We start from the raw sequence: 24142 nt of genomic DNA, 5'->3' as shown, positions 1-24142 counted from the left end.
GCGTTTAACAAACCGAGTGCCTTTACCGATTATGTCCAATATAAGTACCGATGTTACACAGGCTGCACTGAGTAAGACAACACCACGACAATCTAGTCACCGTCCGGGTACAGGGGTGGTTGTTATTGCAATAATACTGTCGCTGTTATCCCTGCTACCACTGGGTTTTGTTATCGGTATTGCAATTGATACAGGTTGGTCAACGGTTAAGGCACTCGTTTTTCGTCCTCGCGTGGGCGAATTATTGATCAATACCGTTTTACTGGTGGTTTTCACCTTGCCCCTTTGCGCCATGATTGGCGTCGCATTAGCCTGGCTGACGGAACGCACTACCCTACCCGGCAGGCGGGTTTGGTCACTTTTGGCAATAGCACCACTGGCAGTGCCTGCTTTTGTACAAAGTTATGCCTGGATCAGTCTGATACCCTCAATGAATGGGCTAGCCGCCGGTGTTTTTATCTCGGTGATAGCGTATTTCCCATTCATCTATCTGCCAGCGGCAGCAGTATTACGCCGTCTTGATCCTGGGCTTGAAGATGCAGCTGCATCATTGGGCAACAAACCCATCACGGTATTTTTTCGCGTAGTATTGCCTCAGTTAAAATTAGCGGTATGGGGTGGATCATTACTCATCGCCCTGCATTTACTGGCTGAATATGGCCTATATGCCATGATCCGTTTTGATACCTTTACTACCGCGATTTTTGACCAGTTCCAATCCACATTTAATGGCCCCGCCGCTAACATGTTAGCAGGTGTACTGGCCTTATGTTGTTTGGGGTTACTATTGATCGAAGCCACCAGCCGAGGCTACCATCGCTATGCACGGGTCGGCTCCGGCACCCCAAGACGCCAGACCGTCTATTCTATGGGGACCTCACTCACCTTCCTGTGCCTGCTATTGCCCTTATTGATCACCACCCTCTCTCTGGGGGTTCCGTTCATTACCCTTGTTCGCTGGCTCTCTATTGGTGGCATTGATATCTGGCTAAACCCGGAACTGCTACCCGCGTTAAAACAGACGCTGGGATTAGCCCTGAGCGGTGCGGTGATCATTACGCTGTGTGCTATACCAATGGCATGGCTATCGGTGCGCTATCCGGGGCGGTTACACCGCGCGATGGAAGGGTGTTATTACGTCACCAGTTCGCTACCAGGGATCGTCGTGGCACTGGCATTAGTGACCATCACCATCCGTATTGCGCGCCCTTTGTATCAAACTGAATTTACCGTGTTGCTGGCGTATCTATTGATGTTTACGCCACGTGCATTAATCAGTTTACGGGCTGGCATTGCGCAAGCGCCGGTCGAGTTAGAAAACGTCGCCCGTAGCCTTGGGCGAACGCCGACCCAAGCTATTTTAAGTACCACCTTGCGGTTGGCCGCTCCCGGAGCCGCTGCGGGTGCCGCATTAGTCTTTCTGGCTATCTCCAACGAATTGACCGCAACGCTATTACTGGCCCCGAACGGCACCCGAACACTGGCAACCGGGTTTTGGGCGTTGACCAGTGAAATTGACTATGTCGCTGCTGCACCTTATGCCTTTCTGATGGTGGCACTTTCCCTGCCGTTAACCTGGCTTCTCTACTCTCAATCTCAACGGACAGCAGGACTATGAGCACGCTTGAACTTCATCATATCGGTAAGTCTTATCAATCAGTTACCGTATTGGATCGCATTGACTTACACGTCCCGCCAGGTAGCCGCACCGCCATTGTCGGGCCATCCGGTTCAGGCAAAACGACGCTGTTGCGGATCATTGCCGGTTTTGAAACACCGGATTCGGGCAAAGTGATCTTGCAAGGGAAGGCGATGTTCGATGGCACAACATACGTGCCTGCCCACAAGCGAGGTATTGGTTTTGTACCGCAAGACGGGGCGCTCTTTCCGCATTTCACGGTTGCTGGAAATATTGGTTACGGATTAAAAGGCAGTAAGCAGGATAAAGAGCGCCGAATTAATGAGTTGATGGATATGGTTGCGCTGGACCGGCGGTTATCTGCCCTGTGGCCACATGAGATTTCTGGTGGGCAGCAGCAGCGGGTAGCTCTTGCCAGAGCACTGGCTCAGCGCCCTGTTCTGATGCTACTGGACGAACCGTTTTCAGCATTGGATACCGCGTTAAGAGCCTCAACCCGCAAAGCCGTGGCCGAGTTATTGTCAGAAGCCAATATTGCCTCAATTCTGGTTACCCATGACCAAACTGAAGCATTATCTTTTGCCGACCAGGTTGCCGTGATGCGCGCGGGGAAATTAGCCCATGTCGGCCCGCCACAAGAGCTTTACTTACGGCCTGTGGATGAACCCACCGCTACATTTCTGGGAGAGACACTGATGCTAACCGCTCAGCTAGGCACCGGGCTGGCACGCTGTGCACTTGGTCAGGTAAGAGTGGATAACCCACACCGCCGCGGTGAGGCTCGTATTATGTTGCGGCCAGAACAGATCACCCTCACCCCTTTACGGCCTGAACAGTATGATGCAGCATCCTGCTTAGCGAAGGTTGTCGCCATTGATTTTGCCGGTTTTATTTCGACACTCACCCTACAGGTCATTCACAGTGGAGAAACCATAGAAATTAAGACAATTAGCCGAGAAGACCTCCATGTTGGCTTAACTGTTGGCCTGGATATCATGGGGCAGGCACATATCTTTGCCAAATAACCGCGCTTAATTTTTCGCTGACAAACGGCGCATCGTCATAATAAGAGCAGAGCCTTAGTTCTAAGAACAAGTTTAGTTCTCAGAACAGTTTTTTTCTTCATGGCGTAACCGCCGGTATTCAAGCAGCGTCAGGGCAATAACAAACACATCCAGAATCGTTATCAGGATCAAAAGCAGGGAATGGGTAAAGGTATAGCGATAGAGTTGATAAACAATAAACAGACTAAAAACCGCCACAGCAACAGGGTAATAACCGAGTTTTTTGCGCCACAACCCAATAATAATCCATAACTTAATAGCACCGTGGATAAACAAATATGACGCAGCGAAATGTAAGCTGCTGATGGAGAGATGTTGGGTAGCATGCAACAGATAATTGGCAATAATGTCACCACGGCTTTCAATAAAATTTACTTGTGTGATGCGATGCAGCGTATTCAGTAAAAACTGAGGTGTCACAAAGTAGGTTAAGACCCCTGCGATAATCTCCATCATGGCCAACAATGCTTTCAACAGCAGGCTCAGTTCAAAAACAGCATGAACGTTTTTTTCATCAAAAAGGTTTTTATTAATAAATCGATTTTTCATCTTCAACATCGCACCTAATTTCCTGCGTGGTCATACTGAGGACAGCCTCAACAGAGGATAGGATAACCGCTCGCATGGTGCCGGTTAAAGCGACACTTTATACAAAACAGGGTTGTCGTTCTTGGTATTTTGCTACTGCCAGCGATAACGCCCCCGTCAGATAATAGTAACGGATAATCTAATTTACTCCCCCTTACTTTTTAGTATATTATAAGAAATGAACCACATTAAATTATGTTTTGTTTTAAAAAAAACAAAACACTCACCGTTACAATTTTAATATTTTACCCTAAGTCATTCGAGTTGCAGGAAGGCGGCAACCGAGCAAATCGCCAGGAGCATCGATAACTCAGTGACTACGGTGAGCAAGGGCAGCGCCCCCCTGCATCTTGAAGGCCGACGGGTATATAAGGACATATGAGAATGGCTAACATGATTTATTTAACGCTCAAGGGCAAAAAACAGGGGTTAATTTCGTCTGGGTGCTCATCAATTGACTCAATAGGCAATAAAAGCCAAGGCAGTCACATAGATCAGATATTTGTGCTCAGCCTTAATCACGCCATGACCCGAGCACAAAACGTCAGCCACCACCCCATTTCTTTTATAAAACCCATCGATAAATCATCCCCCTTATTAGGGGTGGCCATATCAGAAAATGAATTGCTTGATGCCGTTTTTGACTTTTATAGAACAAACAGCGCTGGTGCTTTAGAACTTTACTATACAATATCCATTACCGGCGCGACAATTTCAGACATATCAACTTCACATAGCCATTCAATCACACATAATGGCTCCCAACCACAAGAAACCATCTCTCTTAAATACAAAAGCATCACATGGAATCACAATGTAGCAGGAACCAGTGGTTATAGCATATGGGATGATCGCGTGTATTAATTTATTCGGGGATGGCCTACGCCATCCCTTATTATTTACGTGTACATACGCCTTGCGGCAATATAAGGAATGGCACTTAAATAACCTAATATCAATGACATATAGATGACTGTGTCATTTTCTGATACATCTATGTTTAGAAACGGTATTTCTCTGAAATTTAACACATAAAAATGAATAAGGGCAGGAATACATGAAATTATTAAAGCATAAACATGTGGGTAAACCTCATCAGATAACAACATCTTACGTAGTGGAATAAAATTTAAAATCATAGCTAATATTGATAGCAAAAAATAAATTGTAACCATTAGTGGTTTCTCACCTAAATAATTCTAGTATTAGTGCCACTCAAAATAAATAATTTTCCATTAAAAAATCATCACATGTAACCATAATATGACAGGAACCTGTAGCTATAGCATAAGGTATTAGTTTATGTATTCCTTTATTCGGGGGTGGCCTACCCACCCCTTATTATTTACGTATACATACGCCTTGCGGCTATATAAGGAATAACACTTAAATAACCTAATACTAAAGACATATAAATGATTGTGTCATTTTCTGATACATCTATGTTTAGAAAAGGTATTTCTTCATAATTTAGCACATAAAAATGAAAAACTGCGGGTATACATGAGATTAGAATAGCATAAATATGTGGATAATATTCTTCTGATAGCAATAACTTACGCAGAGGAATAAAATTTAAAACCATTAACAATATTGAAAATAAAAAATAAAGAGTCACCATTAGTAATTCCTTACCTGACTAATTGCAGTATTAATATCACCAACAATCTCAAGCAATATTTCTGCTGTAGTCATATTTTTAATTCCCATTGACTTCAAGCCCCATAACAGATCTGCATTTACATAGCGATATAATCGTGCAGCATCTTCCGTTAATTTATAACTCATTATTCCATTTATTGATAACGCAATATCTACCGCAGTATACATAACATCTGCATCACTCTTACTCAGCCCAAATTGAGCACCTACACCTTCATATAGAAATTTAAGGGGACCAGTATAGGACTCCCTATACAAAATATAATAGCCATTCTCAATAATATTGTTTGTACCATGCGCTATCAATAACGCACCAGGGATGGTTCCCGCAACACTTCCAACCATCCCAACACCAGCCACAATTTGTAAACCTGCGGTAACAAATCCAACGCCAGCAATTGTTAAACTTACAATTTCTCTTCTTTTTACATCATTATTTTTCTTTACTGAAGCTTTAATAATGACAGCCTGCTTTACTCTTTCCCTTGTCATTTCTTCATCTTGATTTCTCAAATCGGACAACTCTTTATCCAATAGTTTTATCGCTGTCTCAGTCGTTATTTCACCAGTATTTACTTTGGCACTCATATCCGATGAATAACGTGTCACCTCACTGATAAATTGATCCTTTATAAGGCTCCATTTAATAAATTTACTTGCAATGCTATTTTTTACTTGATCCAGTTCATTCTGTTTATTGTACATAGTAGAACGCATAACATTATTTCGTTGACGCGTCTTATCTTCGCTATTGATGTATGGATTTCTTTCTACAGCATCTAACACTTCTTGCAATGAGTGTCCCATTATTTATTCGGTTCCGGCCAAAAAAATTATTTTCCATTATCTCTTTTTTAAATGAATTTGGGGGGGAATACTACCACCAACTGATTTTTTCAGATATTTCTTTATTACCACGGTATTTTGTTATTACTACATTTTTTCATTACCACATATAGTACTAACCCCATTGGGTGGTCGTGGGCTCTCTTCTTCGCGCCCTTGCATGTACTTGATGTGTCAGAGTGCCATACCGCAATATTCGGTTGCCAGTGATAGCCGCAAAAATCTGACATGCCATTCTTACGACAAACAGCCTTCACCTATCGGCCACCTTCAAACTCGGGCAAACCAGTGAGGTCTGAGTTTCAAGGCATGTGCTTTCTTCATGGTGGCTCTGCTGTGTAATATGACTCAATAGAAGGGGGGGACGACCTAATGAAACAGAAAGAGCAATCAGAGATAAATATTATTTAATCAAAAAAATGAGACTTTTCTCAAAACAAGTGAAATAAATTAAATAAAAAAACAAACTGACACCAATAAAACACTGCTCTCATTTGATATTGATTCTTTATTACCTCTTTACCCTACGATAATAGATTGATTTAATGTATAAAGAATAGTTAATTTATCGTAGCAAACAATTAATAAACCTCGCCATTTTCACATAAATCACCATTATATTTTTGTTATGTGGGCTTGATTGATTTACATCATATAAAAGCAACAACTTATTTCCTAAGGTGGAGCATTACAGTTCTATACCCAAAGTCATTGGCGTTGTTGCTAACACCACGGCAACGTCAAGTAAAAAAGGGATGTCCTGCTCTTTTATTTCCGCAAGGATCATGTTGATGAATAACAATAAAACACCTCTCACCGGCTCAATGAGTCGCCGTGAATTTATTCAAACATCCGCCGTAGTGACCGGGGCTGCGGCAATTGCCAGTTCAATCACCCTACCATTTTCAGTTCATGCCACATCAGAACAAGCCCCAGCGGCGGCTGAAGAGAGCATTAAATACAGTGCTTGTCTGGTTAACTGTGGCAGTCGCTGTCCGCTAAAAGTTCATGTTAAAAATGGTGAAATAATTAAAATTGCTAATGAAGCCATTTATGATGATTCCACCTTTGGTTTACACCAAATTCGCCCCTGCTTACGTGGCCGCTCAGTAAGATGGAAAACCTATAATCCGGATCGGGTTAAATATCCGATGTTGCGAGTGGGTAAACGCGGTGAAGGTAAATTCAAGCGTATCAGTTGGGATGAAGCCACAACTATCGTAGCGGATAATCTGAAAAAAACGATTGTTCAATACGGCAACGAAGCGATTTATTATCAATATGGCTCTGGTTCAACAGGGGCTAATTTACAAGGCCGTAATGCCTGTAAACGTATGTTGAGTTTGATCGGCGGTTATCTTGATCAACACGGCACTTATTCTACTGCCCAAATCAACACCGTCATGCCTTATGTCTACGGCAACTTGGATGAAACACTGCTGGACGAAATTAAAAATTCTGATCTGGTGGTGATGTTTGGTCACAATCTGGCAGAAACACGGATGTCAGGCGGTGGCCAATATATTGAAACGGTTCAGGCGTTGGGTCAAAGCAGAGCCAAAGTCATTATTATTGACCCACGAATGACCGATAGTGTGACCACCCTTAACGCCGAATGGATCCCGATATTCCCTGGGACCGATGCTGCACTGGTCGCCGCTTTAGGTCATGTTTTAATTAAAGAGAATCTGACTGACGAAAGTTTCCTGCAACAATATTGTGTCGGTTGGGATGCCAACACGTTGCCCGCATCGGCCCCAGCGAATGGATCTTATAAAGATTATATTTTAGGTCTGGGTGCTGACGGAACCGAAAAAACACCAGAGTGGGCCAGTGAAATAACCGGTATTTCACCAACACGTATTATTCAATTAGCCAGAGAACTGGGTAATGCCCGCGCAGCCTGGATTTCACAGGGGTGGGGAATTCAACGCACAGCGAATGGTGAACAAGCGTCCCGATCGATTATGATGCTCCCATTGATGACCGGTAATATTGGCCGCGCCGGAACCAATACCGGTGCCTGGGGGGGCAACGTAAAATACCCGGTTCCTGGATTCAGCATTCCAAATCCGGTCAAAACGGCCATCCCTTGTTTTATGTGGACCGATGCTATTTTCCGCGGCACTGAAATGACTGCCAAAAATGCCCATGTGAAAAATAAAGAAAAACTGGATACCAATATTAAGTTTCTCTGGAACTACGCCAGTAACGTTATAGCAAACCAGCACTCTGACCTGAATAAAACCAATACTATTTTGCAAGATGAGTCATTGTGCGAATTTATTTTGGTCTGGGAAAACCACATGACCAATTCGGCGAAATACGCGGATTTATTATTACCAGACGTCACATCGGTTGAATCAAATGACCTGATTGATAACTCCTATGCCAGTGGCGCTTATCACTATGTCACCCGGATGCAAAATACCATTGAGCCACTGTGGGAATGTCGCCCCTCATACGATGTATTAGCCGAGATTGCCACCAAATTAGGCGTGGGGGATGCCTTTACTGAAGGACATACCCAGCAAGAATGGATTGAAATCAGCTATAACAAAATGCGTGATAAAAATCCGGCGCTACCACCTTTCAGTGACACCAATAACAAAGGCATTATTGACCGTGTTTTTGCTGACAGTAGCCAATATATCGCGTTAAAAGATTTCCGCGATGACCCATTAAATAACCCGTTAAAAACCCCGTCAGGCAAGATTGAGATCTATTCCGAAGCACTGGCAACACTCGCACACGAGTGGCAGTTGGCACCGGGTGACCGCATTACCGCAGTGGCTGAATATTGTCCAACCCCTGAAGGCGTCAGTGATCAGGAAACCCTGAAAACCTACCCACTGCAAATGACTGGCTTCCATGTTAAAGGCCATACCCACTCAACCTATTACAATGTCGCGATGCTGCGTGAAGCGGTACCTCATCAGTTCTGGATGAACCCGATTGATGCGCAGGCTCGTGGCATACAGCAAGGCGAACAGGTCGAAATATTTAATAGCCGTGGCCGTATCCATATTGCGGTCAAAATTACCGAACGGGTATTACCGGGTGTTATCGCCGTGCCACAAGGGGCATGGCGTAATCTCAACAAGGACGGTATCGACGTGGGTGGCTGTATCAATACGTTGACGACACTACGCCCTTCGCCATTGGCGAAAGGTAATCCTCAACACACCAACCTCGTTGAAGTGAAACGTGCATAAGGAGCGGAATAATGAAGCAATATGGTTTTTTTGTTGACTCTACCAAGTGCACGGGATGTAAAACCTGCCAAGTCAGTTGTAAGGACGAAAAAAATCTGGACCTTGGGCCAAAACTGCGGCGGGTATATGAATACGGGGGAGGCAGTTGGACCCAACAGGACAATATCTGGGTGCAAAATGTCTTCAGTTACTACCTGTCCATTGCCTGTAACCACTGTTCATCACCCACCTGTGTAACAGGCTGCCCAACGGGTGCCATGCACAAACGTGAAGAAGATGGTTTGGTGGTGGTTAATCAGGATCTGTGTGTCGGATGCCGCTATTGCGAAATGCGCTGCCCTTACGGCGCGCCACAATTTGATGCCAAAAAGCAGCTAATGACCAAGTGTGATGGCTGCTACGAACGCGTGGCTCAAGGGGATAAGCCGGTCTGCGTCGACTCTTGTCCGCAACGTGCGTTGGATTTCGATGAGATCTCGGTGTTACGTGATAAATACGGTGACGAAAATGCAATTGCACCGTTACCCCATGCGCATTTGACACAGCCTAATCTGGTGATCCGAGGCCACCGCGATGCGAAGCCATCCGGTGATACATCAGGCCGCATCCAAAACCCGAAGGAGGTATAAAATGCATGAATTACCCTTAGTGTTTTTTACCGTGCTCGGGCAGACCGCAGTCGGGCTATTTACACTGGTGTGGCTCAGTAACAAGCTAGGAATGACCACGCCACAGCAATTGAAGCAGGCCAATATTGTCGGTCTGATTCTAGTGATGGCAGGCCTGTTAATTGGCACCCTGCATGTTGGGCAACCCTTGCGGGCGATAAATATGTTACTGGGCGTTGGCCGTTCGCCAATGAGTAATGAAATTCTGCTCAGTGGCCTGTTTGTTGCTATGGCTTGCGGCACGGTATTCTTCTCAACACTGGTGAAAAATTCGCTACTGGCGACGCTGTGTAATTTTGCCACTGTGCTCGTTGGTCTGGCTTTTGCCTGGTCAATGACTCAAGTCTATCAACTGACCACGGTCCCTAATTGGGATACGTCATATACCTCATTGCAACTTTGGATGACGGTATTGGTTGGCGGTGGAGCTTTCGCTATGTTAACTGGGGCACGTCAACTTGGTGCGATAGCATTGCTAGCTGGTGCCATTGTGACCTTGGTGAATAAACCGGGTTATTTAACTTTCCTCGGGCAAGGCTCTGCGGAATTGAGTAGCCAGCAGACCCTATTCTGGGGAATTCAGATCCTGCTGTTGGTATTAGGCGTTTTTGTAGCCGCTGCGGCGTTACTGAAAGACAAAATCCCACGGGTAACACTGGTGGTGTGTGCATCAGCGCTTATCATCGGTGAATTAGCCGGGCGTATTGCCTTTTATAATCTCTGGCAAGTGCCAATGTGATTTAATACTTTGATTTATAACTCCATGTTGTGATTTACCCGCTGATTATCTGCTATTTTTTTGTGGCTAATCAGCCCCCGAATAACGTTATATCCTAAATAATTTAAGTGGCAGGAAGGCGGCAATTGAGCAAATCCCCAGGAGCTTACACAAGTAAGTGACTGGGGTGAGCGAAGGCAGCCAACGCATCTGCAGCTTGAAATATGACGGGTATCACATAAGAGCGATAACCCCGATGCTACTCAATACCACCTTGCCGCGAATTTTAGGCGCGTGTTTTTATTACCCACCGCAATCAGATACGGTACAGCGCCTCTTTCCGTTATTACCACAAATTGCCGAGCTTTTTCCTTGGCCCGATCATGTGAGCATGGTGCAATATTGCCAGCAAATGCCGGATATCTCCCCCACATTACTTGAGTACGATTTTTCGATTCTGTTTGAAGGGCAAGGTGAGATGCCTGCCCCACCTTGGGGATCCGTTTATCTGGATAAAGAAAATATTCTTATGGGTGCCAGCACCTTACAATACCGTGAATTCTTAGCCGAACAGGGATGGGTTAGCCAAAGCCCTCTGCGTGAACCGGAAGATCAGTTTGGCTTAATGCTATTGTCCTGGGTAAATTTAGTCGAACAACACAATAAGAACGCGGCTAGCGTGCTGCTAACAGCACATTTACTGCCGTGGGCGTACCGTTATCTTGAACAGGTCAGCGCTGCCCAAGTTGAATACCCGGTTTATCCCTTGCTGGCGAAGATAGCGACTTGCTACCTGAAAACCCTACAAACAGAGTTGGGGTTATCTCCTCTGCCCCGTGAGCTATATCGGTGATAAAAAATAAACCAGTGGCTAGAGACGAACGTTACTATAAAGCTTATATGGAAAGCCGGACCATCAGCCGCCGGGGGCTATTTCGTGGCTTGCTGAAAGGCGTGCAGCCCAGCACCCCAACCGCGCCCTCTGACATCGCCGCTCCTCCCCCCCTCCGGCCGCCATATGCCATTGGCGAACCACTTTTTCAACAGAGCTGTACCGGGTGCGGTATCTGTATGACGGCCTGCGAGGAGAATCTGATTGTGATGGTCAATCAAAGGCCTGAGTTAAATTTCTCGACGCAATATTTATCGACACCCTATTGTAGCCGCTGTCAGGCTTGCAGCACTGCTTGCCAAACGGGAGCATTATCATCAGCCGAGTTCCAGATTGCCGCCCGACCGTCAGTGAAAAATACCTGCCAAAATACCTATATTTACTGTGATAGCTGCGCTGATTACTGTGAGAAGCAGGCCCTGACCTGGCAAGCCAATCAACCGCCCACACTGGTTCCTGAGTTATGCGATGGCTGCGGTGAATGCGTTTTCAGGTGCCCGGCAATGGTATTAGAGATGCAGATATAGCGAGTAATTCCATCAATAAAAAACATACCTGCGACCAAGTTGTTCACGGCGTCACGAATTGCTAAATCCAGCACTTTGCCATTCAGCGTCGAGTCGTAACTGGCAGTACCACCAAAACCGATAACTTCACGGTTAGACAGTTCGTACTCACCCGCCCCCGGTGAAGAGAACACCACTTCGGAGGTATTAACCATTAACGATATACAGATTGACCTTGGCATAAGCCACCTGAGATTTACCACTGCCCAAAATGCTCCACAGTTGACGATCCCCGGTTTCTTTACGACCAAACTCAGTCACATCACCCGTCACCACGTAGGTGGCACCTTTTAATTGTGGGCTTTTCCCTGAAATAGCGGCTTCGTTTTTAAGCTCTTCCATATTGATACGCTCTAACACATTAAAGCGCCCCGTTTGCTGCAAATGTGTCACTAGAATTGTTTGGGATTGATTCCCCAAGCTAAGTACGGTATACGCTAATGCCATCGCCGTGTTGACTCACTACGCTATAAGGTCAAGAAAGAAGGGGATTACCTGGCGGATACCAGTACAATACGGATACCTTCCGTCCTCATTGCACTCACAGGAGTGAACGCCGTGTTCAGTTATCCCGCCAGTTATACCGTTGATGAAGCCAGTGGCGAATACCATATTCATTATCGTGACTTCCCTGAATTGAGTTCAGTGACATACTCCCTTGAAGATGTCGAGTTGGAAGCACAGGAGGGGATTAAAAACGGCATTGCCGCCGAGATGGAAGAGCGCCGCCGGATCCCTGCCCCCTCAGCACTACAGCCGGGTGATATCGCGGTTCATGTCCCTATTCTTGTACGCCTGAAAGCTGAATTACACAATGCTATGCTCGCCAGTGATACCCGCAAAGCCGATATGGCCCGCAAACTCAGTTTGAATGCAGCCCAAATGGATCGCCTGCTGGATGTTTATTACGCCTCTAAAGTAGAAGCACTGGAACAAGCCCTTTATTTATTGGGCTTTGAAGTTGATGTCACTGTGCGGAAAATCGTCTGATGAAATGGCTATCAGGCCATACGGCTTATCGCGTCACCAATAGAGTAACAAATTGTTATTTGGTGATAATTTAAAATAATGTGAAATAAATCACACTTATATGTATTGATTGGTATTTATTGCCATTTTTGTATGAATATGTGATCTGATACATAAAATTACAGTATTGAAGTTTTCTCCCTATTGGGATTACAGTAGCGCCATTCTGTCGGAGCCAGTGGACTGACTGGCACGACATGCCGAATGTGTCTCAGCTTGCTATTGAAATCACACCAAGGGGAGTCGTTCAGTGAAATATTTCTTTATGGGTATCTCAATTATGTTAGTGATTTGGGTTGGCACCTTTATGCTGATGGTGGAGTAAGGCAGCGCTTTACTTACTGCTTATTCTCTCCACCGCTGGCCCTCAGTCATTAACATCAACCTCGGGCTCGGGGCACATCAGCGCCCTTTGTCATCTCGAATGCTTGGATCATTTTCCAGGCATCATTCTGCGCAAAGTATCATCACGGCGAATATAGTGATGATACAGTGCCGCGATACCGTGTATCCCAATCACGAAATAGCCCAAATTGGCAATGAACACATGGGTTTGCTTAAGGTAATCTCGCACGTCAGTGTTAGGAGTGAGCCACTGCGGTACTTGCCAGCCCAGCAGTAGCCAAGTTCTTCCACCATAAGCCTGAGTCAAAACACCCAGAATCGGCAGTGATAGGAACATCAAATACAACCCCCAATGCGAAAGATGGACCCCCAATAACTGCCAATTAGGCAACGGTGGCGAAATGGCTGGTGTCAGGTTTCTCTGCCGCAACCAAAGCCGCACTAACATTAATAGCCAGACAGAAATACCAAAATTAAAATGCAAGTTCCTCACGAATGTCCGGTCTTCATCGGGCACAGTATCGCTGAGCAACATTGCCGAATAGGTCAATATGATCATCAATAAAGTTAACCAATGCAGAACTATTTGGGGTAAAGAGTAGCGATTTTTCATAGCCACGCTCCGTTGGCGGCATAAGAATAATTTAATCAATATGACGCAAATCGATGAAGACAACATTAAGAACATGGCGATAGAGTTGGCATTTTGGCAACACACCTAAGCACCTTACCAAAATGCAAATTACTGGGTAATCGACTTTGTTTGATTAGGCCGTTTCATTGGGGGAGGATTTGCCCGGTTTCAGCAAACCATCAGCGCGAAACATGCTCTTAATCCCACGCACTGCCTGGCGAATACGGTCTTGATTCTCAATCAAGGCAAAACGTACATGCGTATCACCGTAGTCCCCAAAGCCAATCCCCGGCGAGACACACACTTTCGCCCCTGCCAGCAAGCGTTTAGCGAACTCCAGTGAACCTAAATGTGCATAAGGTTCTGGAATTTTTGCCCAGACATACATTGAGGCTTTTGGATTCTCAACCATCCAGCCTGCCTCATGTAACCCACGCACTAAGGCATTACGTCGCTGGCGGTATTGCTCAGCAATATCACGGACACACTGCTGATCGCCTTCCAATGCTGCAATCGCGGCTACCTGTAATGGCGTGAAAGTACCGTAATCGTGGTAACTCTTAATCCGGGCCAGAGCATTGACCAATTCAGGATTGCCGACCATAAAACCAATCCGCCAACCAGCCATATTGTAACTTTTGGATAACGTAAAGAATTCTACCGCAATATCCTTCGCCCCCGGTACCTGCATAATTGACGGCGCTTTCCAGCCATCATAAACGATGTCTGCATAAGCCAGATCATGCACCACCAGCACATCGTATTGCTTCGCCAGTGCCACCACCCGCTCAAAAAAATCCAGCTCAACACATTGCGCTGTCGGGTTTGATGGGAAACCGAGGATCATCATTTTGGGTTTAGGAATGGTTTCACGGATAGCGCGTTCCAGCTCGCCAAAAAAATCAATACCTTCGGTCAATGGCACTGACCGTACTTGCGCACCGGCGATCACGGCACCATAAATGTGGATCGGATAGCTGGGGTTTGGCACCAGTACCGTATCCCCGTGATCCAGCGTTGCCAGCATCAGGTGAGCCAGCCCTTCTTTAGAACCGATAGTGACAATAGCTTCATTTTCTGGATCGATATCCACCTGATAGCGATCGGCATACCAGCGGGAAATCGCTCTACGCAGGCGCGGTATTCCACGTGAAGTTGAATAACCGTGAGTATCTTCACGTTGAGCGACACTGCACATTTTCTCAACGATATGCGGCGGTGTCGGGCCGTCAGGATTGCCCATGCTGAAGTCAATAATATCTTCGCCCCGACGCCGGGCGGCCATCTTCAGCTCAGAAGTAATATTAAAAACATACGGGGGGAGACGATCAATTCGGGTAAAACGACGTTTAGCAGGTAATTCAGCCATAAATTCCTCGAGGATACGTAAGCGCCCGGACCGTCCGAGCGACGCTGACCATCAGATGATCTGTCTATGAAAATATCCTAGCGCTGAATAAGTGTCGAGTGATTGATAACAAATTTTTTACGCATTAAAAAAAGAGGAAATTTCGGACTAACCTCATCCCTTTATTCTTCTCTATTTTGACTGAATAATATTCACGTTAGCATAACAAAAAACATACAAATGACCTGTGAAGTCCCAAACCCTACAGCTCTCGGAGAATCAATATTATGGCTTCATTACACATAGACGATATCCCCGCGGCCATTAAAGCGGTCAAACAGCAATTACGCCAGGCGCTCCCTGACTATCAACAAGTCTTTCAAGCTGTTGAAGATAATATCCGCCAGCAAGTCACAGAGATCCGCCGTAATCTGGCCGAAGGTAAAAACCCGGTTCCACAACTCCATGCCGATGATATTATCAACGGAAAGGTCACTGAAGAACAAAAAGCGCAAATAAAACAACGTGGCTGTTGTGCCATTCTCGGGGTATTTCCGCAGGAGAAAGCCACCGCATGGAACCGTGAAATTGGCGACTATCTGGATCGTAATAACTTTGTCGAACGCCTGGAAAATGCGGCCGAAGACAATTATTTTGGCACGCTGGCGGCCAGTAAACCCCAGATTTATGGTATCTACTGGTCAACGCCACAGGTTGAAGCCCGTCAGGATAAACGCATGCAGGCAGTGCAAATATTCTTAAATAACCTGTGGCAAACCGAAAGCAACGGTAAGCAACATTTTGATGCTAACCGCGTTGTCACCTATGCTGACCGCACACGCCGCCGCCCACCAAAATCCTCTTCACTCGGCCTCTCTCCTCATGTGGATGGCGGTTCGATTGAACGTTGGCTGGATGAGAATTTCCGCCATGTTTACCGCCATGTGTTCTCCGGTCAGTGGCAAAAATATGATCCTTTCGCCGCTGAGGGCCGCCCGGAAGTGCGTGAATTCCCCTCACCGGCAGTGTGTTCGATGTTCCGCACCTTTCAGGGATGGACCGCACTGACCCCACAACGGACCCATGCCGGAACCTTAAATGTTATTCCGATTGCTAATGCAATGGCTTACATATTACTGCGGGCCTTACAGGATGATGTCGCTGACGACGATTTGTGTGGCGCTGCACCCGGCCGTGCGTTATCGGCTTCTGAACAGTGGCATCCTCTTTTAATGGAAGCTATTTCCCCTATTCCAGATTTAGAGGCGGGTGATACGGTCTTTTGGCACTGTGATGTGATCCATTCGGTAGAGAATGAACATAATGGTGAGTTTGATAGTAACGTGATGTATATCGCTGCAGCGCCGTGGTGTGAAAAAAATGCGGCCTATTTGCCCCGCCAGTTAGCCAGCTTTATTGATGGCCGTTCACCACCAGACTTTGCCGCGGATGATTTCGAGGTGGACTTTATTGGCAGAGCCACCACCAAAAACCTCACTGAGATAGGTAAACAGCAGTTGGGCATAACAGACTAGCCTCCTGCGCATGATATCTGCCGGAATTTATCTCCCGGCAGATATCATCGCCCCATCATGAATATAACTCGGCCAGGATAAATCAGATCGACAATTCATACCCCAATGTTTGGCGCAAATAGGCACCGGCCCCCAGTAAACCAGGTTGTGGATGAGTAATCATATATACCGGAATGTCTTGTAAGAAATCTTTAAAACGGCCTTTATCTTCAAACGCAGCGCGGAAGCCAGAGGCTTTAAAGAACGCCATAAAGCGTGGCACGATACCACCGGCAATATAAACGCCACCAAACGTGCTGAGGTTAAGGGCTAAATTGCCCCCAAAGCGGCCCATAATTATACAAAATAGTGATAATGCCCGGCGGCAATCGGTACAGCTATCTGCCATCGCCCGCTCGGTAATATCTTTCGGGGCCAGTTTCTCAGGTAAGCGCGCATCAGCAATCACAATCGCCCGATATAAATTGACCAAGCCCGGCCCAGATAACACCCGCTCAGCGGAAACATGCCCCAGTTCTTGGCGCAATACGGCCAGAATCTGGTCTTCTTCTTCACTATTAGGCGCAAAATCAACATGGCCACCTTCTCCCGGTAAACTAATCCAACGGCGGCCCACATTCACTAAATGTGCTACCCCCAGCCCGGTACCTGCGCCATACACCGCCACCGGTTTGCCGGGCTGTGGTTGAGTGCCGCCAAATTGCAGAACGTCTTGGGTGGATAACACGGGGATCGCCATGGAGACCGCGGTGAAATCATTAATCACTTCCAAATTATCCAGACCCAGATTCTGTTGCATGGCCGCAATAGAAAATGCCCAAGTATGGTTCGTCATTGCGACCCAGTCCCCGGTAACCGGGCAGGCAATCGCGATGCAAGCGTCGGTGACCTTGGCCTGATGCTCTGATAGATATTGTTTGATTACATCCTCTAAACTTTCATATTCCAACCCTGAATATGTCTTTGCTTGCAATATCTCACCCGTAGCAACAGCGCAAAGCGCCAACCGGGCATTCGTACCGCCAACGTCACCCACCAGGGCATAAGTCGTCATCAAAATCTCTCCATTGCAGGATGCTTAGCTTTAATTATGCCCACTGTAAAATCACGCCAGAAAAACAACAATCTCAATACGGTAAACCACTTTGTTTTGTGACTGATATCTCATAAAAACGTTTCAGTTTTACCCAATCAACGCGATTGAGCAGCGTGAAAATAGGGACAAAGAAAAAATTTAGCGTGAGCTACGCCGATTTTCTGAGGCGAGTTTCAATTCAGTTGCCTGGCGGGAGCGAATAATCCGCATCCGCAAACTGTCATACATCCAGTTATAAAACATCGTATAGGGCAGGAAGAACAGGAAGAAACCAATCTCAAGCACTAACGCCTGCCACATTGAGACCCCTAACGCAAAAGCAGCAACAGGTAAGCCCATCAGAATAAAGCCACCTTCAAACCCCAGAGCGTGGAATACCCGTACCTTGAGCGTTTTTGTTACCCGGCTGACAGGCCAAAAATAGTCAAACAGGCTGTTGTAAACAATGTTCCACAACATCGCGATTGAAGAGAGAAGCACCGCCAGCGTACCCATTTGTAATATTGAACGATCTAATAGCCATGCCCCGACCGGCGCACAAATAGCGACGGCAATCACCTCAAAGCCGATAGCATGGATAACCCGTTCAACCAAAGATTTGTGATGGACTTGCATAAAATACCTACTTAAATAAGTTTAATAACACCTTGTTGCAGGTGATTATCATCGCTTTTTAAGATAGATTAAAAATAGAATCCATCGATAAAATAGATACATTATGCATTATTCTCCTGAAGCATTGATTGCTTTTGTTGAGGCTGCGGCCCTTGGCTCTTTCTCAGCGGCAGCCCGTAAGCTACGCAAAAGCCAATCAACCATCAGTACTGCTATCGCAAATCTGGAGGCGGACCTTGGCTTAACCTTATTTGACAGACAAGCCCGTCAGCCAGTGTTAACCGATCATGGCCGCCGAGTATTAGCTCACGTACAAGAGATTTTGGCCGCCAGTGAGCGCCTGACTGATTTATCTATCCGTCTGGCCGGTCAAGTTGAGACACGATTAACATTCGTCCTGTCAGACACTTATTATCAGCCAGCACATCATGAAAATCTGCTACACCGTTTTGAGCAGTGCTACCCTGATGTCGAATTCGAGTGTTTGGTTGCCGAAGATGAGGATGTCATTGACCTCTTGCAGCTCAAGCGCGCCCATATTGGTGTCGTGGAAATGCAGGAACGCTATCCCCCTGATATTGCGTCTATTCGGCTGGCCGCACAGACTGAAATGGCGGTGTTTGTGCTACGCGGTCATCCTCTGACAGCCCTTCCGCACCTGAAAAATGAGCAATTGGCCACCACGCGTCAGCTATGTCTGAATACCTATAACCGTACTGATCATAATCAATCTCAAGGTTTGACATGGTCCGCCCCCAGTTATTTGATGTTGCTAGAGATGGCTGAGCAAGGCTTTGGCTGGGCTATCTTACCCCGTTGGCTAGTCGAGCAATTCGGGCGTCAGAAACTGGTGACCTTGCCAGTGCAAGGTTGGCCAAAAATGATCTCTATTGATGCGGTTTGGTCGAAAAAAAACCCACCAGGACCTGCAGGCTATTGGCTATTAGATCAATTAACGGAAAGCACTAACTCACCACGCTAATTACGATAACGCTCTGATTAGCACTGTGATCGCCACAACTTACACAACCGACGAAAGCGCATACACTAAAATATTGCTTATTTTTATTATTGTTTGCTATCACTAATGCCGTTCGCTATCACTAATAGAGGCCATCATGGTTTATCAAGCAGGTTCCTCTCGCTATCAAGAGATGGAGTATCATCGTTGTGGCCGCAGTGGGTTAAAGCTCCCAGCCATTTCTCTCGGTCTTTGGCATAATTTTGGTGACAACACGCGGTATGAAAACAGCCGTAACCTGATCCACCGAGCGTTTGATCATGGCATCACCCACTTTGATTTAGCTAATAATTATGGGCCGCCCCCCGGCTCTGCTGAGCTGAATTTTGGCCGCATCCTACAACAAGACCTGCGCCCTTATCGTGATGAACTGATTATCGCCTCCAAAGCAGGCTATACCATGTGGCCCGGCCCTTACGGTGACTGGGGGTCGAAGAAATATCTGGTTGCCAGTATCAATCAAAGTCTGCAACGCATGGGGTTGGATTATGTCGATATCTTCTATCACCACCGCCCTGATCCCAACACGCCGCTGGAAGAAACCATGGCAGCATTGGACCTACTGGTGCGTCAGGGCAAAGCACTATATATAGGTTTGTCTAATTATCCCGCAGAGCAAGCACAACAAGCGTGTGAAATTCTACTCGCACTCGGCACTCCTTGCCTGATTCACCAACCGAAATATTCGATGTTTGAACGCGGGATTGAAGCAGACTTGCAAGATACGCTGGATGAATATGGTGTTGGCTCTATTGCCTTTTCTCCGTTGGCAGGCGGTTTATTGACCGATCGCTATCTGGCAGGTATACCAGAAGACTCACGTGCAGCCAGTAACAGCAAATTCCTGAGTCCTGAACAACTCACACCTGAAAAACTGCTCAAAATACGCCAACTGAATGAGTTGGCCCTCGATCGTGGACAAAAATTATCACAGATGTCTTTAGCCTGGGTGTTACGTGGTGGGAGAGTCACATCTGCGCTGATTGGTGCCAGCAAAATCAGCCAGATTGATGATGCTATCGGCATGTTAGCCAATACAGACTTCAGTGATGAAGAAATCAACGCTATCGAACGTATTTTAGCCTAGACACTTTCCCATCAAACATATTATTAGGGCACTTCAGGTGCCCTGACTGCTGGCTATCGCCCATGCAGATAAATCTTAAAACTTTATTTTACAGTTTTATCCGAACGTCAATCGTCAATGCACTGTTTAAGATGACATCATTGCCAATAAGGCCGAGCAAGGATAAAAGATGTTAAATACGGGTATTTTTAAACCGACAATATTGAAGCCAATAATGTTAAAGCCGTTATTATTGGCCACGATACTCGCCTGGTTACCGTTAACCCCCGTGGCGAATGCGGAAAGCATTGAATTGTTACCCAGCATTTCTTTGCAAATTGGTGAACAAGATCGTCGTGGTAATTATTGGGATGGCTATGATTGGCGCGATCGCCAATGGTGGCAGGACCATCAGGGACGAAATTTAGGTGAACGTAACCGCAATGGGCATTACTGGGATGGTCGCCGCTGGCAAGACAGGGGATGGTGGAAGAAAAATTATTACAACCATGAGGGCCGTTACTGGAAATACGACAAGCATGGCAACAAACATGGCAAAAAGCATTACAACAAGAAAGGGCGAGGTCATCGTCATGATGACTAAATAGACGTTGTCATGACTCGATAAAGACTGTCAGGCAGTTTTCATGGAATTATTACCGGGGCAACGCGCCTGACACGGTTTATTATTGGGTCTAAAGTAGGCTAATCAGTAAATAAGCATTTAATCCAACCACAACCAAGACAACCAGTTTACCCAAAACCTGGGTGGTTTTTGTATCAACCAGATCCCCCATCAATTCTTTATTACCGGTGAAAACCAATAATGGCACCAGTGCCAACGCAATACCAAAGCTCAGTAAAACCTGGCTCATCACCAATATTTGTGTCGCATCCATCCCGGCTAAAATGACGATAAAAGAAGGCAACATGGTGACCGTGCGGCGCACCCACATTGGTATATAAAACCGCACAAAGCCTTGCATGACCACTTGCCCCGCCAGCGTACCCACGACCGTTGATGAAAGCCCGGCGGCGATTAAGCTCAAACCAAAAACAGTGGCCGCAGCATTACCCAACAGAGGCTGCAAGGTTACATAAGCCTCTTCGATTTCAGCAATGCTCTCATAACCATTGAAATGAAAAGCCGCAGCGGCGGTCGCCATCATAGCTAAATTAACAAAGCCTGCAATCGTCATGGCAATCGCTACATCAAACTTGGTTGAGGCATAACGTTCAGCTTTAGACTCTTTCCCCCCTGTTTGTGTTAATGCTGAATGCAGGTAAATAACGTGCGGCATGATAGTCGCCCCTAACACCCCTGCGGCTAAAAATACGGCGTTACCATCAGGTAAATTTGGGATAAGCATCCCACGGCCAAGAGCCGCAATATCTGGCTGAGAGAAAATCAGTTCAATAATATAAGCCGCGGCGACAAACAATAGCAGCCCACCAATTACCAATTCGAGAGGCTTTTGCCCCCTATTTTGCAACATAAGAATAAGAAAGGTGGCAATACCGGTCAGCACCGCTCCTTGCAGTAACGTCACACCAAACAGTAACTTAAAACCAATAGCCGCCCCGATAAACTCAGCCAAATCGGTCGCCATCACGATAATTTCGGCCTGCACCCAATAAGCCCATACGACTGGGCGAGGGAACCGGTCACGGATATGCTCAGCCAGATTTTTACCGGTAGCAATACCCAGTTTGGCGGACAGCAGTTGGACTAACATCGCCATGACGTTGGCCCACACGACAACCCATAGCAAAGTATAGCCAAACGTGGCCCCCGCCTGAATATTAGTCGCGAAATTACCGGGATCGATATAAGCAATGGCAGCAATAAAGGCAGGCCCCATCAAGGAGAGTTTAATCTTCCTTAATGGGCGACGAGATGTATCGACAGCACGGCCATTCAGCATATCAGGCTTACCCCTTGGAAAGTGCACGGTTATTGTTTTACTCCTACTATCATTTAAATGAGAATAATTATCAAGCGCATTTGTAATGGTAAAATTACTTTTTTTTGCTAGTAGATGCCAAATGAATAGCCGCACTGAATAACTTGCCGTTCCTGATCGTTACTACCTGATTTTTGAAAAAATTATGTTAATTACTACATCGCTACTAGATCGCTATTTTCAGAACGGATTACTACAATTATTTATAACTACAATCATTTATAAATTGCGTGATTATGCTACTTACCATACAGATTATTAACATAATTTTTTATGTGATCAAGCCCACTAATTTGTTTGCATTTATGAAAGTGAGTTTTTATATTTGTGGCATACATCTCGTTTTTAATGTGGCCGTTACATAAAATGACCACCAAAATCTCGCCTGCCTCAAATTTGGAGCACATATGTCCCATATTCTGCAGTTTGCGTTAGCCCTCGTTTTGGTGGCTATATTGGCTTTGGCAATCTGTAAAGATCGTAAAAGCATCCGTATTCGGTTTGTTATTCAATTGTTGGTTATAGAAGTGTTGCTGGCATACTTCTTCCTCCATTCGGAAGCTGGACTGGGTTTTGTGAAAGGATTCGCAGGGTTTTTCGACACATTGCTAGGATTTGCAGCCGCCGGTACCGATTTTGTCTTTAATGATATGGGTGATAAAGGTCTCGCGTTCTTCTTCCTAAGAGTGTTGTGTCCTATTGTCTTTATTTCTGCATTAATCGGTATTTTGCAATATATCAAAGTCTTGCCAATCGTCATTCGTGTGATCGGTACATTACTGTCCAAAGTTAACGGTATGGGCAAACTGGAATCATTCAACGCCGTCAGTTCACTGATTCTCGGGCAATCTGAAAACTTTATTGCCTATAAAGATATTTTGGGCAAGATGTCTGAAAAACGCATGTACACCATGGCGGCAACAGCAATGTCGACCGTTTCCATGTCCATTGTTGGCGCTTATATGTCCATGCTGGATGCGAAGTTTGTAGTCGCCGCCTTGGTACTCAACATGTTCAGTACCTTTATCGTGTTGTCCTTGATCAACCCGTACAAAGTGGGCGAAGAACAAGATTTGCAACTGAGTAATCTGCACGAAGGCCAAAGCTTCTTTGAAATGCTGGGAGAATATATTCTGGCCGGTTTCAAAGTCGCCATTATCGTTGCCGCCATGTTGATTGGTTTTATCGCGTTGATTGCTGCGGTGAATGCTCTATTCACCTTACTATTCGGTATTAGCTTCCAGGGAATTTTGGGTTATGTGTTCTTCCCGTTTGCTTGGGTGATGGGTATCCCTGCCCATGAGGCCTTACAGGTCGGGAGTATCATGGCAACCAAACTGGTTTCTAACGAATTCGTGGCAATGATAGATTTGCAGAAAGTCGCTTCTCAACTTTCACCACGCAGTGTGGGTATTCTGTCCGTATTCTTGGTTTCATTCGCCAACTTCTCTTCTATCGGTATCGTCGCCGGTGCGATTAAAGGCCTGAATGAGCATCAAGGTAACGTGGTTTCCCGTTTTGGTCTGAAGCTGTTGTATGGCTCCACGCTGGTCAGTGTGCTGTCTGCTTCTATCGCGGGCCTTGTGCTCTAAGTACCGATGAACTATCTCTTAACGAGGCGCTACGGCGCC

22 protein-coding genes and 1 pseudogene are annotated in these 24142 nt (G+C 46.0%); 15 read left to right on the top strand and 8 right to left on the bottom strand.

Annotation, left to right across the window (positions count from 1 at the left end):
- Positions 1-31: 31 nt before the first annotated feature.
- Positions 32-1618, top strand: coding sequence for an ABC transporter permease (locus tag AC971_RS12205; protein WP_025384399.1), 1587 nt, complete (start codon positions 32-34; stop codon positions 1616-1618).
- Positions 1615-2664 (top strand): ABC transporter ATP-binding protein, encoded by a 1050-nt coding sequence (locus AC971_RS12200; RefSeq protein WP_025384400.1) that lies wholly within the window; start codon positions 1615-1617, stop codon positions 2662-2664. Before AC971_RS12205 ends, AC971_RS12200 begins: the two co-directional genes overlap by 4 nt.
- 72 nt (positions 2665-2736) lie before the next feature.
- Here AC971_RS12200 and AC971_RS12195 read toward each other — a convergent pair whose 3' ends face one another.
- Positions 2737-3261 (bottom strand): DUF2127 domain-containing protein, encoded by a 525-nt coding sequence (locus tag AC971_RS12195; protein ID WP_025384401.1) that lies wholly within the window; start codon positions 3259-3261, stop codon positions 2737-2739.
- A 414-nt stretch (positions 3262-3675) separates the two neighbouring features.
- On the opposite strand from AC971_RS12195, the gene AC971_RS12190 reads away from it, so the two are divergent.
- The gene (locus AC971_RS12190) at positions 3676-4155 is read left to right on the top strand and encodes an Hcp family type VI secretion system effector (RefSeq protein ID WP_025384402.1); all 480 of its coding nucleotides are present in this window, start codon (positions 3676-3678) and stop codon (positions 4153-4155) included.
- A 756-nt stretch (positions 4156-4911) separates the two neighbouring features.
- On the opposite strand, the gene AC971_RS12180 is transcribed toward AC971_RS12190, so the two are convergent.
- Positions 4912-5760, bottom strand: a complete 849-nt coding sequence (locus tag AC971_RS12180) for a DUF4225 domain-containing protein (RefSeq protein ID WP_025384404.1) — start codon at positions 5758-5760, stop codon at positions 4912-4914.
- Between the two features lie 830 nt (positions 5761-6590).
- On the opposite strand from AC971_RS12180, the gene AC971_RS12175 reads away from it, so the two are divergent.
- The 5 genes from AC971_RS12175 (at position 6591) to AC971_RS22050 (ending at position 11819) form a co-directional block, all read left to right on the top strand.
- Positions 6591-9014 carry a DmsA/YnfE/YnfF family dimethyl sulfoxide reductase gene (locus AC971_RS12175; protein ID WP_025384405.1) on the top strand — a complete coding sequence of 808 codons (2424 nt, stop codon included), beginning with the start codon at positions 6591-6593 and terminating at the stop codon, positions 9012-9014.
- Between the two features lie 11 nt (positions 9015-9025).
- A complete protein-coding gene (locus AC971_RS12170) occupies positions 9026-9643 on the top strand; it encodes a DMSO/selenate family reductase complex B subunit (protein WP_025384406.1) in 618 nt (205 codons plus the stop codon).
- 1 nt (position 9644) lies between these two features.
- Entirely contained in the window at positions 9645-10421 is a 777-nt protein-coding gene (locus tag AC971_RS12165) for a dimethyl sulfoxide reductase anchor subunit family protein (RefSeq protein ID WP_025384407.1), read from the top strand.
- A gap of 235 nt (positions 10422-10656) precedes the next feature.
- Positions 10657-11253 carry a molecular chaperone TorD family protein gene (locus AC971_RS12160; RefSeq protein ID WP_025384408.1) on the top strand — a complete coding sequence of 199 codons (597 nt, stop codon included), beginning with the start codon at positions 10657-10659 and terminating at the stop codon, positions 11251-11253.
- The gene (locus AC971_RS22050) at positions 11250-11819 is read left to right on the top strand and encodes a 4Fe-4S binding protein (RefSeq protein ID WP_038402310.1); all 570 of its coding nucleotides are present in this window, start codon (positions 11250-11252) and stop codon (positions 11817-11819) included. The genes AC971_RS12160 and AC971_RS22050 overlap by 4 nt, the downstream gene beginning before the upstream one ends.
- Before the next feature lie 23 nt (positions 11820-11842).
- On the opposite strand, the pseudogene AC971_RS12155 reads toward AC971_RS22050, so the two are convergent.
- Positions 11843-12278 (bottom strand): annotated as a pseudogene (locus tag AC971_RS12155) (CsgG/HfaB family protein); the annotation flags it as partial.
- Between the two features lie 138 nt (positions 12279-12416).
- Here AC971_RS12155 and AC971_RS12150 point away from each other — a divergent pair.
- Complete coding sequence (locus AC971_RS12150) at positions 12417-12848, top strand: type II toxin-antitoxin system HicB family antitoxin (RefSeq protein ID WP_025384409.1); 432 nt, start codon at positions 12417-12419, stop codon at positions 12846-12848.
- Positions 12849-13137: 289 nt separating this feature from the next.
- On the top strand, positions 13138-13212 hold the full coding sequence (ypdK, locus tag AC971_RS24305) for a membrane protein YpdK (protein ID WP_144236130.1): 75 nt from the start codon (positions 13138-13140) through the stop codon (positions 13210-13212).
- 108 nt (positions 13213-13320) lie between these two features.
- Here ypdK and AC971_RS12145 read toward each other — a convergent pair whose 3' ends face one another.
- A complete protein-coding gene (locus AC971_RS12145; RefSeq protein WP_025384410.1) occupies positions 13321-13845 on the bottom strand; it encodes a cytochrome b in 525 nt (174 codons plus the stop codon).
- A 154-nt stretch (positions 13846-13999) separates the two neighbouring features.
- Positions 14000-15235 carry an alanine transaminase gene (gene alaC, locus AC971_RS12140; RefSeq protein WP_025384411.1) on the bottom strand — a complete coding sequence of 412 codons (1236 nt, stop codon included), beginning with the start codon at positions 15233-15235 and terminating at the stop codon, positions 14000-14002.
- A gap of 266 nt (positions 15236-15501) precedes the next feature.
- On the opposite strand from alaC, the gene AC971_RS12135 reads away from it, so the two are divergent.
- Positions 15502-16749 carry a DUF1479 domain-containing protein gene (locus AC971_RS12135; protein WP_025384412.1) on the top strand — a complete coding sequence of 416 codons (1248 nt, stop codon included), beginning with the start codon at positions 15502-15504 and terminating at the stop codon, positions 16747-16749.
- A gap of 82 nt (positions 16750-16831) precedes the next feature.
- On the opposite strand, the gene glk is transcribed toward AC971_RS12135, so the two are convergent.
- Together glk and AC971_RS12125 are read right to left on the bottom strand one after the other, a co-directional pair.
- Complete coding sequence (gene glk / locus AC971_RS12130) at positions 16832-17803, bottom strand: glucokinase (RefSeq protein WP_025384413.1); 972 nt, start codon at positions 17801-17803, stop codon at positions 16832-16834.
- A gap of 180 nt (positions 17804-17983) precedes the next feature.
- Entirely contained in the window at positions 17984-18460 is a 477-nt protein-coding gene (locus AC971_RS12125) for a multidrug/biocide efflux PACE transporter (RefSeq protein WP_025384414.1), read from the bottom strand.
- A gap of 103 nt (positions 18461-18563) precedes the next feature.
- Here AC971_RS12125 and AC971_RS12120 point away from each other — a divergent pair, with 103 nt between their 5' ends.
- The 3 genes from AC971_RS12120 (at position 18564) to AC971_RS12110 (ending at position 21151) form a co-directional block, all read left to right on the top strand.
- Positions 18564-19442, top strand: a complete 879-nt coding sequence (locus tag AC971_RS12120) for a LysR family transcriptional regulator (protein WP_025384415.1) — start codon at positions 18564-18566, stop codon at positions 19440-19442.
- Positions 19443-19578: 136 nt separating this feature from the next.
- Entirely contained in the window at positions 19579-20568 is a 990-nt protein-coding gene (locus AC971_RS12115; protein ID WP_025384416.1) for an aldo/keto reductase, read from the top strand.
- 214 nt (positions 20569-20782) lie between these two features.
- A complete protein-coding gene (locus AC971_RS12110) occupies positions 20783-21151 on the top strand; it encodes a DUF2502 domain-containing protein (protein WP_328286610.1) in 369 nt (122 codons plus the stop codon).
- A gap of 91 nt (positions 21152-21242) precedes the next feature.
- On the opposite strand, the gene AC971_RS12105 is transcribed toward AC971_RS12110, so the two are convergent.
- Positions 21243-22472, bottom strand: coding sequence for an Nramp family divalent metal transporter (locus AC971_RS12105; protein ID WP_025384418.1), 1230 nt, complete (start codon positions 22470-22472; stop codon positions 21243-21245).
- Positions 22473-22918: 446 nt separating this feature from the next.
- Here AC971_RS12105 and AC971_RS12100 point away from each other — a divergent pair, with 446 nt between their 5' ends.
- Positions 22919-24103, top strand: coding sequence for a NupC/NupG family nucleoside CNT transporter (locus AC971_RS12100; RefSeq protein WP_025384419.1), 1185 nt, complete (start codon positions 22919-22921; stop codon positions 24101-24103).
- Positions 24104-24142: the final 39 nt, after the last annotated feature.

Source organism: Yersinia similis (assembly GCF_001053095.1).
In the GTDB taxonomy this organism is placed as follows: Bacteria; Pseudomonadota; Gammaproteobacteria; order Enterobacterales; family Enterobacteriaceae; genus Yersinia; species Yersinia similis.
Note: the sequence above shows the minus strand (reverse complement) of the source record. Positions and strands in the feature narration are given on the sequence as shown.

What these genes read in the sequence shown, in the direction of transcription:
- AC971_RS12190 (WP_025384402.1), top strand. Translation starts at nt 3,676, where the DNA reads ATGGCTAACATGATTTATTTAACGCTCAAGGGCAAAAAACAGGGGTTA.
- AC971_RS12120 (WP_025384415.1), top strand. Translation starts at nt 18,564, where the DNA reads ATGCATTATTCTCCTGAAGCATTGATTGCTTTTGTTGAGGCTGCGGCC.
- glk (WP_025384413.1), bottom strand. Translation starts at nt 17,803, where the DNA reads ATGACGACTTATGCCCTGGTGGGTGACGTTGGCGGTACGAATGCCCGG.
- AC971_RS12160 (WP_025384408.1), top strand. Translation starts at nt 10,657, where the DNA reads ATGCTACTCAATACCACCTTGCCGCGAATTTTAGGCGCGTGTTTTTAT.
- AC971_RS12205 (WP_025384399.1), top strand. Translation starts at nt 32, where the DNA reads ATGTCCAATATAAGTACCGATGTTACACAGGCTGCACTGAGTAAGACA.
- AC971_RS12170 (WP_025384406.1), top strand. Translation starts at nt 9,026, where the DNA reads ATGAAGCAATATGGTTTTTTTGTTGACTCTACCAAGTGCACGGGATGT.
- alaC (WP_025384411.1), bottom strand. Translation starts at nt 15,235, where the DNA reads ATGGCTGAATTACCTGCTAAACGTCGTTTTACCCGAATTGATCGTCTC.
- AC971_RS12195 (WP_025384401.1), bottom strand. Translation starts at nt 3,261, where the DNA reads ATGTTGAAGATGAAAAATCGATTTATTAATAAAAACCTTTTTGATGAA.
- AC971_RS12165 (WP_025384407.1), top strand. Translation starts at nt 9,645, where the DNA reads ATGCATGAATTACCCTTAGTGTTTTTTACCGTGCTCGGGCAGACCGCA.
- AC971_RS12180 (WP_025384404.1), bottom strand. Translation starts at nt 5,760, where the DNA reads ATGGGACACTCATTGCAAGAAGTGTTAGATGCTGTAGAAAGAAATCCA.
- AC971_RS12105 (WP_025384418.1), bottom strand. Translation starts at nt 22,472, where the DNA reads ATGCTGAATGGCCGTGCTGTCGATACATCTCGTCGCCCATTAAGGAAG.
- AC971_RS12115 (WP_025384416.1), top strand. Translation starts at nt 19,579, where the DNA reads ATGGTTTATCAAGCAGGTTCCTCTCGCTATCAAGAGATGGAGTATCAT.
- AC971_RS12135 (WP_025384412.1), top strand. Translation starts at nt 15,502, where the DNA reads ATGGCTTCATTACACATAGACGATATCCCCGCGGCCATTAAAGCGGTC.
- AC971_RS12110 (WP_328286610.1), top strand. Translation starts at nt 20,783, where the DNA reads ATGTTAAAGCCGTTATTATTGGCCACGATACTCGCCTGGTTACCGTTA.
- AC971_RS12145 (WP_025384410.1), bottom strand. Translation starts at nt 13,845, where the DNA reads ATGAAAAATCGCTACTCTTTACCCCAAATAGTTCTGCATTGGTTAACT.
- AC971_RS12175 (WP_025384405.1), top strand. Translation starts at nt 6,591, where the DNA reads ATGAATAACAATAAAACACCTCTCACCGGCTCAATGAGTCGCCGTGAA.
- AC971_RS12125 (WP_025384414.1), bottom strand. Translation starts at nt 18,460, where the DNA reads ATGCAAGTCCATCACAAATCTTTGGTTGAACGGGTTATCCATGCTATC.
- AC971_RS12100 (WP_025384419.1), top strand. Translation starts at nt 22,919, where the DNA reads ATGTCCCATATTCTGCAGTTTGCGTTAGCCCTCGTTTTGGTGGCTATA.
- AC971_RS12200 (WP_025384400.1), top strand. Translation starts at nt 1,615, where the DNA reads ATGAGCACGCTTGAACTTCATCATATCGGTAAGTCTTATCAATCAGTT.